Annotated in this window: 15 protein-coding genes; 5 read left to right on the top strand and 10 right to left on the bottom strand. The window is 40.7% G+C overall.

The genetic code is table 11. From position 1 onward, the window contains the following. Positions 1-37: 37 nt before the first annotated feature. The 6 genes from sufD to EJ995_RS01890 form a co-directional block, all read right to left on the bottom strand. Positions 38-1,351, bottom strand: a complete 1,314-nt coding sequence (gene sufD / locus EJ995_RS01915) for a Fe-S cluster assembly protein SufD (RefSeq protein ID WP_126445070.1) — start codon at positions 1,349-1,351, stop codon at positions 38-40. 78 nt (positions 1,352-1,429) lie between these two features. Then, complete coding sequence (gene sufC, locus EJ995_RS01910) at positions 1,430-2,182, bottom strand: Fe-S cluster assembly ATPase SufC (RefSeq protein ID WP_126445069.1); 753 nt, start codon at positions 2,180-2,182, stop codon at positions 1,430-1,432. A gap of 2 nt (positions 2,183-2,184) precedes the next feature. Next, positions 2,185-2,589 (bottom strand): component of SufBCD complex, encoded by a 405-nt coding sequence (locus EJ995_RS01905; protein WP_126445067.1) that lies wholly within the window; start codon positions 2,587-2,589, stop codon positions 2,185-2,187. Then, the gene (locus tag EJ995_RS01900; protein WP_126445065.1) at positions 2,589-3,485 is read right to left on the bottom strand and encodes an N-acyl homoserine lactonase family protein; all 897 of its coding nucleotides are present in this window, start codon (positions 3,483-3,485) and stop codon (positions 2,589-2,591) included. The genes EJ995_RS01905 and EJ995_RS01900 overlap by 1 nt, the downstream gene beginning before the upstream one ends. Positions 3,486-3,543: 58 nt before the next feature. Then, positions 3,544-4,992: a Fe-S cluster assembly protein SufB gene (sufB, locus tag EJ995_RS01895; protein ID WP_126445063.1), complete on the bottom strand. Its 1,449-nt coding sequence runs from the start codon at positions 4,990-4,992 to the stop codon at positions 3,544-3,546. Between the two features lie 164 nt (positions 4,993-5,156). Next, complete coding sequence (locus EJ995_RS01890; RefSeq protein WP_126445061.1) at positions 5,157-5,486, bottom strand: HesB/IscA family protein; 330 nt, start codon at positions 5,484-5,486, stop codon at positions 5,157-5,159. 170 nt (positions 5,487-5,656) lie between these two features. Between EJ995_RS01890 and thiL the strand changes: the two genes are divergently transcribed. Further along, the gene (gene thiL / locus EJ995_RS01885; protein ID WP_126445059.1) at positions 5,657-6,703 is read left to right on the top strand and encodes a thiamine-phosphate kinase; all 1,047 of its coding nucleotides are present in this window, start codon (positions 5,657-5,659) and stop codon (positions 6,701-6,703) included. 2 nt (positions 6,704-6,705) lie between these two features. Here thiL and EJ995_RS01880 read toward each other — a convergent pair whose 3' ends face one another. Both EJ995_RS01880 and EJ995_RS01875 read right to left on the bottom strand, forming a co-directional pair. Continuing rightward, positions 6,706-6,939 (bottom strand): hypothetical protein, encoded by a 234-nt coding sequence (locus EJ995_RS01880; protein WP_126445057.1) that lies wholly within the window; start codon positions 6,937-6,939, stop codon positions 6,706-6,708. Positions 6,940-7,007: 68 nt separating this feature from the next. Further along, the gene (locus EJ995_RS01875; RefSeq protein WP_126445055.1) at positions 7,008-7,760 is read right to left on the bottom strand and encodes an alpha/beta fold hydrolase; all 753 of its coding nucleotides are present in this window, start codon (positions 7,758-7,760) and stop codon (positions 7,008-7,010) included. A 62-nt stretch (positions 7,761-7,822) separates the two neighbouring features. Here EJ995_RS01875 and EJ995_RS01870 point away from each other — a divergent pair, with 62 nt between their 5' ends. From EJ995_RS01870 to EJ995_RS01860, 3 genes are read left to right on the top strand one after another with little or no spacing between them, the layout of a single operon-like run. Continuing rightward, positions 7,823-8,413, top strand: a complete 591-nt coding sequence (locus tag EJ995_RS01870) for a TetR/AcrR family transcriptional regulator (protein WP_126445053.1) — start codon at positions 7,823-7,825, stop codon at positions 8,411-8,413. A 39-nt stretch (positions 8,414-8,452) separates the two neighbouring features. Beyond that, positions 8,453-9,277: an alpha/beta fold hydrolase gene (locus EJ995_RS01865; protein WP_126445051.1), complete on the top strand. Its 825-nt coding sequence runs from the start codon at positions 8,453-8,455 to the stop codon at positions 9,275-9,277. A gap of 40 nt (positions 9,278-9,317) precedes the next feature. Beyond that, positions 9,318-10,295 carry an endonuclease/exonuclease/phosphatase family protein gene (locus tag EJ995_RS01860; RefSeq protein ID WP_126445049.1) on the top strand — a complete coding sequence of 326 codons (978 nt, stop codon included), beginning with the start codon at positions 9,318-9,320 and terminating at the stop codon, positions 10,293-10,295. A gap of 229 nt (positions 10,296-10,524) precedes the next feature. Here EJ995_RS01860 and EJ995_RS01855 read toward each other — a convergent pair whose 3' ends face one another. Further along, positions 10,525-12,012, bottom strand: a complete 1,488-nt coding sequence (locus EJ995_RS01855) for a DUF5689 domain-containing protein (RefSeq protein ID WP_126445047.1) — start codon at positions 12,010-12,012, stop codon at positions 10,525-10,527. Positions 12,013-12,041: 29 nt separating this feature from the next. Continuing rightward, positions 12,042-14,882, bottom strand: a complete 2,841-nt coding sequence (locus EJ995_RS01850) for a carboxypeptidase-like regulatory domain-containing protein (RefSeq protein ID WP_126445046.1) — start codon at positions 14,880-14,882, stop codon at positions 12,042-12,044. 127 nt (positions 14,883-15,009) lie between these two features. Here EJ995_RS01850 and EJ995_RS01845 point away from each other — a divergent pair, with 127 nt between their 5' ends. Next, entirely contained in the window at positions 15,010-16,164 is a 1,155-nt protein-coding gene (locus EJ995_RS01845) for an endonuclease/exonuclease/phosphatase family protein (RefSeq protein ID WP_241234671.1), read from the top strand. The last annotated feature ends 12 nt before the right edge of the window (positions 16,165-16,176 follow it).

Raw genomic sequence — 16,176 nt, 5'->3', positions numbered from 1 at the left:
TCGACAGATTGGGCTTCAGTTTTTATAATCTCAAATGCTATAGGTCAAAACCTATGTCGACTTGTAATTTCATCGCGATCAGTTTTGTGATGCGTGATTTGATTTCTGGAATCTTGACGCTTTCAAGAACTGAGTTGGCAAAAGCAAACATAAGCAGCGCTCGTGCCTCTTTTTTACCAATACCACGCGATTGCATGTAGAATAGCGCATCTTCATCCAGCTGACCTATGGTACAACCGTGTGAACAACGCACATCATCTGCAAAAATCTCTAGTTGAGGCTTTGCGTTGATCGTCGCTTTATCGCTCACTAGAATATTGTTATTCTGCTGGAAAGCGTTGATTTTTTGCGCAATCTTGTCCACGAGAACCTTACCATTGAATACACCAACTGATCTGTCATCAAAAATTTGTTTGTACTGCTGGTAACTCTCACAATTAGGCTGCGTATGATGTACTAGAGTTGAGTGATCCACATGTTGCTTTCCTTCAATGATAGTCACACCATTAAGCAAAGAATTACAATGTTCACCTCGCTGGTAAAAGTTCAGATTATTACGTGTCAATGCACCGCCAAAAGAGAACGTGTGCAAGCGCACCTCACTATCTGACTGCTGCTCCACACTCGTGTGATCAATCAATGATGCCGTGTCCACATCGTTTTGAATCTTGTAATAGTCTAGATTGGCACGTTGGTCGGCATAGATCTCTGTTACTGCATTAGTCAGTACAGGATTCTCGCTCAAGCTTTGATGACGCTCGATAATTTGAACATGAGAGTTTTTACCAACAACCACTAGGTTACGAGGCTGCACCATAAGTGCGCTCTCGTTGCCCGTCGAGAAATAGACGATTTCAATAGGTTTTTCAACCTGAATATTCTCGCCTATGTGAATGTAAGCACCTTCACGTGCAAAAGCTGTATTCAAAGAAGTCAGGCTATCATCGCCTGCCAGTTTGTTATAATAATTCTCGATGACGCTCGCATATTTGGGATTACTCAATGTGCTGGACATCAAACAAGCATCAAATTTGTCGTGCGTGGTTTGAGACAAGTGCGAGCTGTAGATACCATCAATAAAAATGATGCGATAGGCATCAATTTGATGGATCAAGTACTTCTTGATCTCAGGATATGCAATACCTGCTTCTTTTTTAGGAAACAGCGTGTAATCCTGGCTGAAAACCTTCTTCAAAGAAGTGTACTTGTAAGCCTCGTCTTTGCGCAGCGGCAAGCCTTTTTCCTCAAAATCATTCAGCGCCTTGTTGCGTATGCTGTGGACATAACTATCTGTATCGACCTCATTTTCAAGGGCCATAAAAGAAGATAGAATATTGTCTTTAAAACTCATAAATCAATGTTTTGTGTGGTGATGTTCGTGGTTGTTACGCTTTCGCGAAAGCGTAATCATCAAGAATCAACTACCTATTTACACGGCAGCTTCTTCCTTAATCCAGTCATAACCACGTTCTTCCAACTCGTGCGCCAATTCTTTACCGCCAGATTTGACGATGCGACCTTGATACAATACGTGTACAAAATCTGGTACGATGTAGTCCAGTAATCTCTGGTAGTGCGTGATTACAATTGTTGCATTGTCCTTGCTGCGCAGTTTATTCACACCATTTGCCACGATGCGCAATGCGTCGATATCCAAACCAGAATCTGTCTCGTCAAGAATGGATAGCTTAGGTTCTAGCATGGCCATCTGGAAGATCTCGTTACGCTTCTTCTCACCACCTGAAAAACCTTCGTTTAATGATCTAGAAAGGAACTTACGATCAATTTCTAGCAACTCAGACTTCTCACGAATGAGTTTGAGCATGTCTTTTGCAGGCATTTCCTCCTTTCCTTGAGCCTTGCGCGTCTCGTTTATGGCTGTTTTCATGAAGTTGGTCACGCTCACACCAGGGATTTCAACTGGATACTGAAACGACAAGAATACACCTTCATGCGCACGCTCTTCAGGATCAAGATCAGTCAAATCCTTATCGTTGAGCAAGATCTCACCATCAGTCATTTCATATTCCTCACGGCCAGCGATCACATTTGCCAGTGTGGACTTACCAGAACCATTAGGTCCCATGATAGCGTGAACCTCACCAGGCTTCACTTCTAGGTTAATTCCTTTAAGTATTTCTTTATCCTCGATAGAGGCGTGTAGATTTTTGATCTTTAACATAACTAGTTGTTCTCTTCAATTGTTGTTGCGGGCATTTGCATGACCGATTTTGTTTTTGCAGGCTGTACCTCGATGATATCTTTTATCACCAGCATTTTTTCCCAGCCTGTACCTGTTTCTTTTCTAAATGGATTTTCTATGAGTTCGCCAGTAACCTTGATCGCTACCATATCGTATTGGCTACGTTTGAATTGTGCTGCCTGTTGATCGAGTTCTTTCATGGTAGAATCAACCTTGACCGCATAAGTCTCCATATCATTCATAAATAAAGCACGACCATCAAGATGCAAGAACTCACCATGGTAAACGTTTCCGGAAACTTGTACTGGCTCTAATTGTTCTTCTTTATCCTCATTTTTACATGAAATAAGAAGAATCACCATAAGTACGATAGATAGGTATCTCATTATTTGAGCGGTGTTTTAGCAAGGGTGTTTTTAAAATCTACCGGATCATGTTGTATGATGACCATGGCTTTGGTCTCATCTACAAATTGCTCAAAGGCTTTTAGGCTTTCCTTGCTCTCTGGAATATCGTGGTTGAATTGCGGTACTACCTTGTCTTCACGATTTTGAGCAAAGTGATAGGTGTCTCCTGATAGCATCACTGGTCCAGATTCCTTAAGATTTAAAAACAGTGCCTGATGTCCTGCCGTGTGACCAGGATAGTATTTGATCACCACACTACCGTCACCAAAAACGTCATGATCACCGTCAAGAATTTCAGCATCTGCCAACTGGCTGAAAGAATCTGGCGCATAAAAAGCATTGCCCTTGATAGCATCACTGTTAATGAAATCCATTTCAGTTTGCTGGACTAGCCATTGCGCTGCTGGAAAATTATTTGCGGCGCCCGTATGGTCAAAGTGTACGTGTGAAAATGCAATCATATCGACATCACCTAGATCTAAACCTACTGCCGCCAGCTGGCTTTCTATTTTTTCTTCTCTTGAGATTTCAAAAGCATCTCCATCTGGTGTAACGGTTCCTTGACCTACTAATCCTTCTGGTAAGCCAGTGTCCCAAAGCAACACACCATCTGGATGCTGTATCACGTAGAAAGGTGAGGCAAGCTCTTGCGTTTCTCCTTCATATCGATCACCTTCAGAAAAAAGCACCTTCTTTTTAGCAAGTATGGAACCACCATCAAAGATGTGCAGTTTTACTTCTGGTAAGTTTTCTAGGCTATCCTTTGCTTTTAATTCAGCTGTTTTTTCATTGTAGCCATCCTCAAATCCTTTTTTGAATTCTTGACAGGAAGCCATTGATAGGATCAAGGCTAATAAATAGATGATATTCTTCATTTGGTTAATTTATTATTTCAAATTCACTGCGTCTATGCTCAGTGACTTATTGATTTTTCTATCCTACTGATCCTTCTAGACTTATTTCTAGAAGTTTTTGAGCCTCTACGGCAAATTCCATCGGTAATTTATTGAGTACCTCTTTTGAAAAACCATTTACGATAAGCGCAATGGCCTTTTCGGTATCGATACCGCGTTGATTACAGTAAAAGATCTGATCTTCACCTATTTTACTCGTGGTCGCTTCATGCTCAACAACGCTGCTGCTGTTACCAGTCTCGATGTATGGGAACGTGTGTGCACCACATTCATTACCCATGAGCAAACTGTCACATTGTGAAAAGTTACGTGCACCTGTTGCACGGCTACCTATTTTTACAAGGCCACGATAGGAGTTTTGAGATTTACCGGCGCTGATACCTTTTGAGATGATAGTGGACTTAGTATTCTTACCTAAGTGAACCATCTTAGTTCCTGTATCTGCTTGCTGGAAATTGTTAGTTACCGCAATCGAATAAAATTCACCAACGCTGTTGTCGCCTTTGAGAATACAACTAGGGTATTTCCAGGTAATCGCGCTACCGGTCTCAACTTGTGTCCATGAGATTTTTGCGTTTTTCTCGCAAATTCCACGCTTAGTTACAAAATTGAAAACACCACCTTTACCTTCGGCATTTCCTGGGTACCAGTTTTGAACCGTACTATATTTGATTTCTGCGCCATCGAGAGCGATAAGTTCTACACATGCTGCGTGTAATTGATTCTCATCTCGAGATGGTGCGGTACAACCTTCTAGATAACTTACATAACTACCTTCATCTGCAACTACCAGCGTTCTTTCAAACTGTCCGGTTCCTGCCTGATTGATACGGAAGTACGTGCTCAATTCCATTGGACAGCGCACACCTTTAGGAATGTAGCAAAATGATCCATCAGAAAATACGGCAGCATTTAACGTCGCATAGTAGTTATCTTGTTGTGGTATAACCGTTCCTAGATATTTCTTGACGAGTTCTGGATGCTCTTGAATAGCCTCAGAAATAGAACAGAAAATAATGCCTTTTTCGGCTAGCGTCTTTTTAAAGGTCGTCGCTACAGATACTGAGTCCATTACGATATCAACGGCAACGCCAGCAAGTTTCTTTTGTTCGTCAATGCTAATTCCCAACTTCTTGAATGTTTCCAACAACTCTGGATCAACTTCATCTAGGCTTTCATACTTGGGCTTATTACTGGGCGCGCTGTAGTATGATATGGCTTGTAGATCTGGCTTATCATAAGCGACGTTTGCCCAATCTGGCTCGTGCAGCGATACAAAATGGCGGTAGGCTTCTAGTCTCCATTCTGTCATCCATTGCGGCTCGTTCTTTTTGGCACTGATCATGCGCACAACGTCCTCGCTAAGACCTACAGGAATGGTATCTGACTCAATATCAGTATAAAAACCATACTCGTACTCCTTATTCTCGAGTTCCTTTTCTAATTGTTCTTCAGTATATTTTGCCATTTTCTTAGTTCAATGTTAACGGTTTCAAGTTCAACGCTTTTGGCAGTGTTTGTCTTACCGTTTAAATTTTGTTCCTTCACTTTGATTATTCTCAGTGTAGGTATTACTGTTCATCTGTTTTCTTTAGTTACGCTTTCGCGAAAGCGTAATCACACAAAACCTCTCTACAAGGAAAAACTCTCACCACAACCGCAGGTTCTTTGTGCATTAGGATTATTGAATACAAATCCCTTGCCGTTGAGACCACCGCTAAATTCTAGGGTCGTGCCTACTAGGTATAGAAAACTGCGCTTGTCCACCACGATGCGTACATCATTTGCTTCAAAGACTTTGTCGGTCTCGACGCTATTCTTGTCAAAACTCAAATCATAGGACAAACCGCTACAACCACCGCTCTTGACGCCTACGCGCACGTAGTCTTTGTCAATGGAAAAACCTTCCTCGCTCATTAATGAGCTTAGTCTTGTTTTTGCTGTTTCAGATACGTTTATCATAATGCTTTTATCGTTAAATAAATGTGTGCAAAGATACAATACACACCGCGGCTTAAGGCGCATTTACATGAGTTTCTCACATGCTTGTATGTACATTTCTTATAGCTTTTCCAGTCGTATAATGGGTCTAAATTTTACAGCTTTATGAATCATAATTGTAGCTTTGCATCATGATAGAAGACAAAAACCCGCAGCGCACGCCGATAGAGCAATTAGGTGAATTTGGTTTGATTGATCATCTCACAAGAAACTTTGAGATAGGTCAGGCAAGTACGGTCAAAGCTATAGGCGATGACGCCGCTGTGATACATCATGAGAAACAAACAGTCATCACAACCGATATGCTGGTGGAAGGCGTGCATTTTGATTTGAGTTATGTGCCGCTCAAACATTTAGGTTACAAGGCGGTCATGGTCAATCTATCAGATGTGTATGCGATGAATGCCGTGGCATCCCAAGTAACTGTGAGCATCGCAGTTTCCAGCCGTTTTCCTGTCGAGGCGCTGGATGAATTGTATGACGGTATACAATTAGCCTGCAAAAATTATCAAGTCGATCTAATAGGTGGCGACACCACGTCAAGTAATAGTGGTTTAATTATTTCCATCACGGCAATAGGTGAGCAAAAAGAAAAAGAGATTGTTTACCGTAACGGCGCCAGCGATGGTGATTTATTGGTTGTGAGCGGCGACATAGGTGCAGCATACCTAGGGTTGCAGATCCTTGAAAGAGAAAAACAGGTTTTTAAGGCAAATCCTAATAACCAGCCAGATATTGAGGCTTATAGCTATTTAATAGAACGACAGCTGAAACCAGAGGCGCGCAAGGATATTCCTAAGTTATTAGAAGATCTAGAAGTCAAGCCTACCAGCATGATTGATTTATCTGATGGTTTGAGTAGTGAAATAATCCACCTGTGCAAAAACAGTAAGGTAGGAATGAAGGTTTACGAGGATAAAATACCGCTGGATCCTACAGTTATATCTGCCTGCGAGGAATTTAATCTGGACAGTACCACGGTAGCATTGAGTGGTGGTGAGGATTATGAGTTGTTATTTACCGTAAAGCAAGAAGATTTTCCTAAAATCAAAGCAAATCCTAGTTTGTCAATAATAGGACACGTGGTTCCAGAAGGAGAAGGCATACATCTAATAACTCGTGGTGGCGAGCAGATAGCAGTAAAGGCCATGGGTTGGAACAGCTTTGAATCAGAGTAAAATTATCCAGCGATCTTCAATGCTTTTTTATGCGATGCTATCTGTCGCAGACTGTGATTGATTCTTGAATAACGGTCGTTAAGTGGTACAATATCACCATAAATGTTTGTGGTCATTTGTATGCCACAATTTTTACAACATAGTTCCTGCACGCGATCTGTCACATGATCAGATACTACTAATTTGTGACCGGTTATTTGGCAGGCGATAGACTTGAGAGAGTTGAAAAGAGCCATAAGGGAATGTCTTAATATGTTCTTAAAACTAAGAAAGTTATTCACAAAAACAGCACTTTATCGACAATCTATTCGATAAACGGTAATCTTTCAATGATTAATTCGGGTGAAGTGAGCAACGACATATGTCCTGAATCGATCTCTGCGATGGGCTTATTAAGTTCAACTGCTTCTTTTCGTACCTGTGCAATAGGAAGTATTGTATCCTGCGTACCAGCGATATAATTTATGTTGAGACCTTTATCGTCTAGCATGTGCAATGCATCCACACGATCACGCATGGCAATGATGGCATTTTTAACGGCTATTAAATTCATCGCAGCCGCTGCATTCTTTAGGTTCTCGATCATTGCAGTATGAGTTACTTTTTCCAAATCGGTGAAAAGATTTGCTATTGCCATGCTGGTATAAGCATGGCCGTAACGCTCAATAAATTCAAGGCTGCGGTTGCGTAGTGTTAAGCGTTGCGCGCTATCAGCACCAGCGATACTATTAAGTAGGGTGAGACTGGCAATTTTCTCGGGATGCGCTTTCGCGAAAGCGGAACCCACATAACCACCCATGCTATGACCTATCACATGAACTAGATCAATATGCCGTTCATTAAGATCTCTTACCAGATCTTTTGCAAGATCAGTAAGCGTGTAAAACTCGAGGCTTGTATTTGAGCCATGTCCTGGTAAGTCTATTGTATAAACAGAGTAGTTGGATTGCAGTACCTGAGCTATAGGTTGCCATTGTACCGAGTTTCCTAAAAAACCATGTATTAATATAACTGCGGCGCCTTGATCACTTAATTGCTTTAATCTAATGTGTGGCATTTTTAAATGTACGATATAATTTCTGATTAGGAAATAAAGATACCGATCGGTATCTTTGACACGTGAGAAATCCGGAACATACAAGAGAGCTAATTATAAAAACTAGTGCTGATCTCTTCAACACGCAAGGTTATAAATCAACCTCATTGCGGGATATTACTAAGGCCACTGGCTTGACAAAGGGTGCTATCTACAAGCATTTCAAGAATAAAGAACATCTTGAAAGAGCGGCTCTCAAGCGTCTAGCGACTACTATGTTTAACATCTTGGGAACCCAAATCAAGGAAGCCAAAAGCTATCAAGAGAAGATGGATGTGGTTTTCAAATTCTTCGAAAACTATCTCATTGAGCCGCCGTATGCTGGCGGTTGCCCACTACTCAACAGTGCTGTTGAAGTCGATGATAAAGACTCTATCATGCGTGATAAGACTAGATTGATGCTGCAAAAGCTTAAGGATTCCATCATAAAAATCATGCATAATGGAAAGAATCATGGCCAGATTAAACAAGAAACAAATATCGAACAGATGTGTTATGTTTTTATTGCCACACTAGAAGGTGCGATCATGTTGAGTAAACTAGAAGGAACTAATGATGCTATGCAGCATTGTGTTGCAAGTCTCAAGCAATTAAATAATAACATACTTACATAAAAAAAATTTAAACCATAAGATACCGATCGGTATATAGCTATGAAAAAAATCCTCTCTTATTTCTTGAATAGTAGCGCATTCATCGCGGCGCGATGGAATGGCTCTTTCGCATTTAGATTATTGTGCCGTGTCAAGCGGACTAATATTGACAAATCTCCTAATAAATTTCTAGATCAAGCAAGCTCAAGAGTACTTCAGGATGGTGATTACAGGGCGACACTTTACACATTGGGATCAGGAGATCGACCTATTCTTTTATTACACGGCTGGAAAAGTTATAGTGCTAGATGGGAACAGCTTATCAATATGTTAGACCTAGAGAAATACACTATCTATGCTATTGATGCGCCAGCGCACGGTCGTAGTCCTGGTGATTCCTTGAATATTGAAATATACAGACGCTTCATGGTGCAGGCCATTGAAGATATTGGGAAACTACACGCGGTAATCGCACATTCCTTAGGCGGTCTAGTTACTGCATATGCATATCTAGATAATCCACAGCTTGCTGTAGATAGATTTGTAATTACTGGCGCTCCAGCAGGAATGCAATCCATTTATGATTTCTTCAAACGGGTAGTTGGTCTCAACCAAAAAGTGATAGATAATATGAATCAACATATCGCTGAAAATGTAACTAAAATACCGCCGCTTGATATAACACTTGCACGCTTCTTTACTGCTATTGACAAGCCTGTGTTAGTCATTCATGATGAGACTGACCGTGTATGCCCTATAGGGTATATTAAAGATGCCATACCTCAAGGAAAAATACATGCCTATTATACTAAAGGATTGGGTCATGATCTACAGGATGAAACGGTTTATGAGAGGACAAAACAGTTCCTAGAAGATCTCGCATAACTACTAGTTTATGCATTAGGTTTGTATCAAATTCTATTTAGTGTCTATTCCTTCTCAAGCATTTGAGCAATACACCGTTGCTTTTTACAATCTCGAAAATCTTTTTGACTATACCAACGATAAGCATATTCTCGATGATGATTTCACTGAGCTAGGACGCAAGGAATGGAATCAAAACAGGTATGAGAAGAAGCTCAAAAACCTGAGTGATGCTATCAGCAAAATAGCGACAGATCTCACTGGCAAACCACCTGCAATAATAGGTGTTGCTGAGGTTGAGAATAAGAAAGTTCTCAATGACCTAATCTCACAACCCAAGCTTGCTGCTTTTAATTATAACTTTGTTCACTACAACAGCCCAGATGAACGTGGTATCGATGTCGCATTACTCTATCGCAAGGATTTATTTACCGTTGAAGAATCGCAACCTATACATATCCATTTGCAGGATGATCGCGGTGGTACTGACACTACTCGAGACATCTTATATGTAAAGGGAATACTAGCAGGCATGCCGTTGCAACTATATGTCAATCATTGGCCATCCAGACGTGACGGCGCCGCTGATACTGAGCATAAACGTATAAGTGTCGCTCAACAATTAATGGAGCATGTTAATAGGCTAGATCCAGAAGGAGGCCGTACAACGATTGATAGTGGTACGAATATCTTGATCATGGGTGATTTTAACGACGATCCTAATAACAATAGCATCGCTCAACATCTAGTACCTCATGGATTTACCAACATCACGGCCTCTCTCAAGAAAGGTCATCGAGGATCGCTTAATCACAAGTTCCAGTGGAATTTGTTTGACCAGATACTGATGAGTGAGAATTTAGATAATGATGTACCTGGATCCTTGTACGTTCATCAAGCAGATATTTTTGACGACATCATGTTGCGCCAATGGAAAGGAAAGTATCGTGGCCAGCCAGCACGCACATTTGTAGGTAGGCGCTATACAGGTGGTTATAGTGATCATTTTCCCGTTTACGTTATACTGCGCAGGAATTGAAGTTTTAGAACTAGTTCTTTTAAATCAATTTGTTTATTTCATTTAAATAAAGAAATAAGCAACCATGTGAGCTGCTTATTTTTCTGCCTATCTACATCTGTGTCATACTTTAGATTCTATTCGTGCGCAGCTTGAATTAGAAGAAAAGCGGCTGAAATAAAAAACCACCACTTGTGTAAGTGGTGGTTTTTGATATGTTCGCTTTCGCGAAAGCATAATCGACTACAATCTAGTCGTCATCATTACCGGTTACCAGTAGGTTGTCAATGTGATATCTAGTAGTTGTTCCAGCTGGATCTGAAGCTGTGTATTTAAATGCGATATTTACTTCTTCACCTTCTACACAAGAAATATCAATTGCATCTACATCTGTAAATCCAGAAGCAAATCCGCCGGTTGGACCTTCAGGAATGTTAGCCTCAAGTTGTGACCAGTTTGTTGTTGTTGGATCACCAGTATATTCATTAGTAATGAATACCTCGAGTAAACCACCTTGGTCAAAGTTTGCTTGAATTGAGAAGCTAAATGCTTCATCGCTTGTATCATCTAGATCAATTTCTGGAGTAACTAACCATGCGATCATTGGATCATCGTCTTGACCAAATGCGTTTACTTGAATGTAACGATTACCGCTAAAGTTACCATCTTCATAACGCTCATCACCACCTGAAACATTTACGTTAGTCCATCCTTGATCATCAAGCTGAGCTTCAGCAAATATGGTTTCAAAATTTTGCTCAAAAATAGTTTGATCACCTGTACCAGCATCTGAGTTGTTACATACTAAGAAGTCTGGATCACAACGATCTTGATTGCTCAGATCAACATCTTCTGGAGAGTTGATGGATAAATTAAACGTGTCACCAAAGAAGTTCTTTGTCAATACAGCAGTTACATCACCACGACCTGTTGGAAGGTCCAGTGATTTAAAGTCTGCAAAGGTACTGGTGCTAAAAACAGCAGATGCACCGTTGGCACAGCTTATCAATTGACGCTCACCGTCAAACTCGTCAGTGTCTTCACCTGCGTAGGTCTTAGGGCCTTGATCGCGCACAACATCTGGACGGCTGAATTGCACGTCTTGAACTTGGACCAAAGTACCTACTAGACTCTCGTCAAAGTCACCTAAACTAACAACCGTAGGAATTAGACGCCCAACATTAGGACTTCTAATGATAGTATTGTCTTGCTCTGATGCTGGAATCTTTTCTACTTGATCGCCTTCTTTTACACCTAGGGTATAAACACCATTCTCTAAACCAAATGCTAAGTTCTCAAGATCAACAAAGATTTGACGACCTAGATCATACTTAGTAAACAATGGATTCACATCTATCGATACGATCATACCAGCTGTAGCCATGTCCGGTCTGTTTTGCACGTATAATTCTTCAAAAAAGTTACCACCTTCATCGCTTGAGATCACATAACCTTCTACATACTGGTCAGTATCACCAAATTCAAGTACTGTATTCTCACGTATCGCCTGTATTGCCTCAACGTCAAAACGACTATCAGGATCAAGACCTGCATCGTCTGCTCTATCAAGCACTAATTGCTCATGAGCACTTTTCAAAGCTTGTATAGTTACTACTGGTCCATCAAGCTCAACGGCTACAGGAGCTGTGTCTGGCACACCAAAGTCATCATCCTCTACACAAGAAAAGGTCAATGAAACTATTGCTAGCAGTGCAAACAGTTTGCTGAAATTTTTCATTCTATTGTTATTTAAATTGATCATTGCTTTTAAAATCTTAGATACACATTTAGGTAATAGGTTGTGCCGTTACCGAAGAAATATCTTGGTGCAAACACTTCTGTTGGGTTATTCTGGTCTTCTTGTACTGATCTAAAGTTAGAATTACGAGATTGTTCAAAACCACCCGTTTTATACTCTTGATCAAATACATTGTTGATGGTGGCAAAGAAACCTACAAACTTATTGTCAATCCTCCATGATTTACCACCAATTACATTGACAAGCATATAGTCGTCAAATTGTTCTTGTCTCAACAACTCTCTTGCAATGTCCTCATCAAACCCTGCAAATTCAATACCATCACTGTCTTGAGAAAAGTTTGCGGTACGTCTTAAGTTACTAATATCTGAGTAGCCGTTAGCAAAATAGTTTGCAGTTACACCAATGTTCCAGTAATCAGGATCACGATACTCAAAACCTAATTGCATCGCGGTCTCAGGTCCTCCGGCAACGTGTAGGTTCTTAAGTTGTGCCTTACCATCGCCAAATGTCAATTGACCTGGGAAATCATCACTAGTCAAGTATAGATTAGGATTGTTTGTGTAAACATTCTGACCTACCGCTGCAGCACCTTTCAATTTGATAGTTGGGGTTACTTGTACTTCAACACCTAATTCAACTCCCATATTTCTTCTATCAACATCGGTCATTACTTCTTGAACAAAAGCCGCGCCGTCGTCAGCAGGCAAACCTGTAAGATCTTCCGTAAAATAGAAGCCTAAATCGTTACCGTCCTTAAATTGAATGGCATAACCTGTAAGTCTGGCCTTCACGATAGGTGATCGATAAATATAACTTGCGTCAAGACTGTAGCTACGCTCTGATTCAATATCATCAACAATCAAATTATTTTGACGTGCGTTAACAAAAGTGTTTCTAATGTATGGCGCTCTAGTTAGGTAGGCAGCATTGAGGTCTAGGAAATTAAGGCCGTTAATTTTATAAGTAGCACCACCTTTTACACCAAAGTTGGTAAAGTCGACCTTCTCACTTTTTCCAAATGATTGCTCACCAGGGAAGTTACCGTTCTCATATAAACCTTCACGTTGATAGTCAGTTTGAGAAACATTACCCGCTACATAAAAATCTACTTTATTGGTCTTGAATTGTGCTTGTGCAAACGCGCTCGCAACATTAGCATCAATCACATAGTTGTATTTGTAGCGATCACCTTCTGTAACTATACGATTAGGATTTCTAATGTCTGACTGTGCTGCTTGATCTTGGGTGATTTGTGTTGTTTCCTCAGCAAAGAAATCAACATCTAGATAACCAGTACCGCCCAATAAGTCCTGTGCCAGTGCATAGTTCTCACTTTCTAGCTTGCGGTAGGAAACGCCACCATTAAATAGGATATTATCTGCAAGGTCTGCAGTAATGATGCTGCTTGCTTGAAACTGATTGTCATCAATACGATCTTCCTGGATGATGTAGATGGAATTGCCACCGCTTTCTCTCAAGATGCGGTTTGCTTCATAGATATCATTCCAGTTAAGTTGACCATCTTGAATAAAGTCCTGCTCAGCGCGGTAAGCACGACCTAAGTCTGTCAAATCCTGTCCGTTTCTCAAGAAGAAACTAGGCAAGTTCTGGTAATAATCTGGGTTAGGGTTGCGAGCACCACCTAAGAAGGTGTTTTGACCATCAACATTCACAAGTCTTGTACCACCATTATCGATACGAGTGTTACCTATTTTACCAAATTGGTAAGAAACATTAGTATTCCATTTGATCTTAGGGTTTACATTCCAATTGTGGCTCAAGATAAAGAACGGCTCATCAATTTCACGTATTCTCGAGTTACGCTCAGCACCTTCTTGAAGACCCCAAAATGGGTTGTAGTCAATACCTTTAAGGTCTCTAATTTCATCAGTGATTGCCGTACGGCGACCGCGTCTATTAGCAGCATAGACACCTGTAAAGTTGATAAAGTGGTCCTCATTAATCTTTTTCTCTACGTTAAGACTTAGAGAATTGGCATCATATAAAGTTCCTTCTACAAATCCTTCATCACCCGATCTTCTTGAAGCAGCGATGGCATAAGCCCAGCCACTACTTAATAATCCTGATTTATAAGTAGCCATATAGCGCGCCTGATAACTACGGTTAGCAGATGCGTAGGAAATATTTGTTCCTTGACGCTGTTGTGTTGCACGCATGTCAATACTTTGTACACCACCGTACCCACCAAAGGAGTTATCTGCTGGCGTCAATCCCATGGTAAACGTCTGGTTGCGCTGTAGGTCATTGATTCCGCCCCAATTTGACCACTGTGGGCGGCCAGAAAATTGCTTGTTCATCTCAATACCGTTGATCAAGATTTTTCCATCTTCACTATTCAAACCGCGAGGTCTGAAGAAAGTCGCGCTAAAATCAAAAGCCGCAGCTCTTAAGAACTGGTCTCTAGTCGCTTGTAAGAGTCCAGAGATATTATTAGAGGCATTATCTTCTTCAGACAAATCATTTTCAGTCAACGAGATGATACCAACTGATTGTTCCTGTTGTATGGTGTCTACCTGTAGATAAAGAGGATCTAGATTTACCGTCTCACCTTCCACCAAAACGACTGGTATGGAGCGTGTAATGTATTCATTTGCCTCAATAACAAGGATTTGATCGCCTAGTTGTAGATCTCTTGTAAAAACAAAATAACCTTGTGCATCGGTTGTTACTTTAAGCTGACTGTCTTTGATGGTAACAACAACGCCTGGAATAGGCTCTTCGGTCGTCTCGTCAATGACGCGACCTTTTAATAGCTCTTGTGCCGTACCTAGCGAGGTAAATAGCAACATAACGGCGATTAAAAGTCTAGAATAGAATTGGTTCATGCGATGTTAATATTATTATAACGTTATCTATGGGCGGGCAAAACTACGTATTAATATTCAGTAACGTATTTTTGGCGCGTCGTTTGTATGATATTTTACAATAACTTAAACTTAGAACCTTATACCTATGTATAAAAGTGTGATTACCAGTATGTTGTTTTGTTTAGCTTTCGCGAAAGCGGTAACAGCACAATCATCTCAACAAGCGAAACAATACAAAGTGCAAACCGTTGCTTTCTACAATTTAGAAAACCTCTTTGACACCGAAGATGATACGACCATAAACGATGAGGCAAGCCCAATTATGGAGATGGACGCTGGGATACGAGAAGAAGTTTACCAGAAGAAATTATCTAATATGGCACGCGTGATACGCAAAATAGGTGCTGATGTATCACAAAGTGCACCAGCTATCGTCGGTGTATGCGAGATAGAGAACCGCAAGGTGCTTGAGGATCTTGTAAACCATCCATTGCTTATAGACTATGATTACGGGATCGAGCATTACAACTCACCTGACAAGCGTGGTATTGATACCGGTTTACTGTATAGAAAAAGCGAGTTCAAGGTATTGAATAGCGCATCTAAAGAGCTACTTATTTATGATCCATCTGATGGTGACCGTATCTATACTCGCAGCCCGATAGTTGTCACTGGATTACTCAATGGCGATAAGATCAGCTTTATTGTGAATCACTGGCCATCGCGCAGTGGTGGCGAGCAACGCAGCCGTAGCAGGCGTAATGCTGCAGCAGCGCTCAATAAAACGATTATAGATAGTTTGCATAGTGTTGATGCCATGTCAAAAATCATGGTCATGGGTGACCTTAACGATGATCCTACAAACGAGAGTGTCAAGGTTTATATAGGTGCCAAAAAAGATCGTGAAGACGTCAAAGCTCAAATGGTTTATAATCCTTATGAGCAAATGTATAAGCAAGGTTATAGTACACTATTTTACCGTGATGCAGGAAATACTTTTGACCAGATCATGATGACCTATCCATTACTCAATGAATCAGGCGTTGATGGTTATAAATACTATCAAGCCCACATATTTAATCCTAGTTTTATGACCAATAAAACTGGGTCCTACAAGGGTTATCCGTATCGCAGCTTTCTAGGCAGCACGTTTACTGGTGGCTACAGTGACCACTTTCCAGTTTATGTCTATCTAGTCAAAGAAGTGTCTCAAGAGACTAAGATGATAGAAGCCATGGAGCAAGTCGATGAAACTATTGAAGAGCTCAAGGACAAACAAAAAAGGAAGACTAAAAACTAAGTTCTTTTATTT

Origin of the sequence: Nonlabens ponticola, assembly GCF_003966335.1 — a bacterium.
Taxonomy (GTDB): Bacteria; Bacteroidota; Bacteroidia; order Flavobacteriales; family Flavobacteriaceae; genus Nonlabens; species Nonlabens ponticola.
The sequence above is the reverse complement of the archived record's forward strand: the minus strand, read 5'-3'. Positions and strand labels throughout refer to the sequence as shown.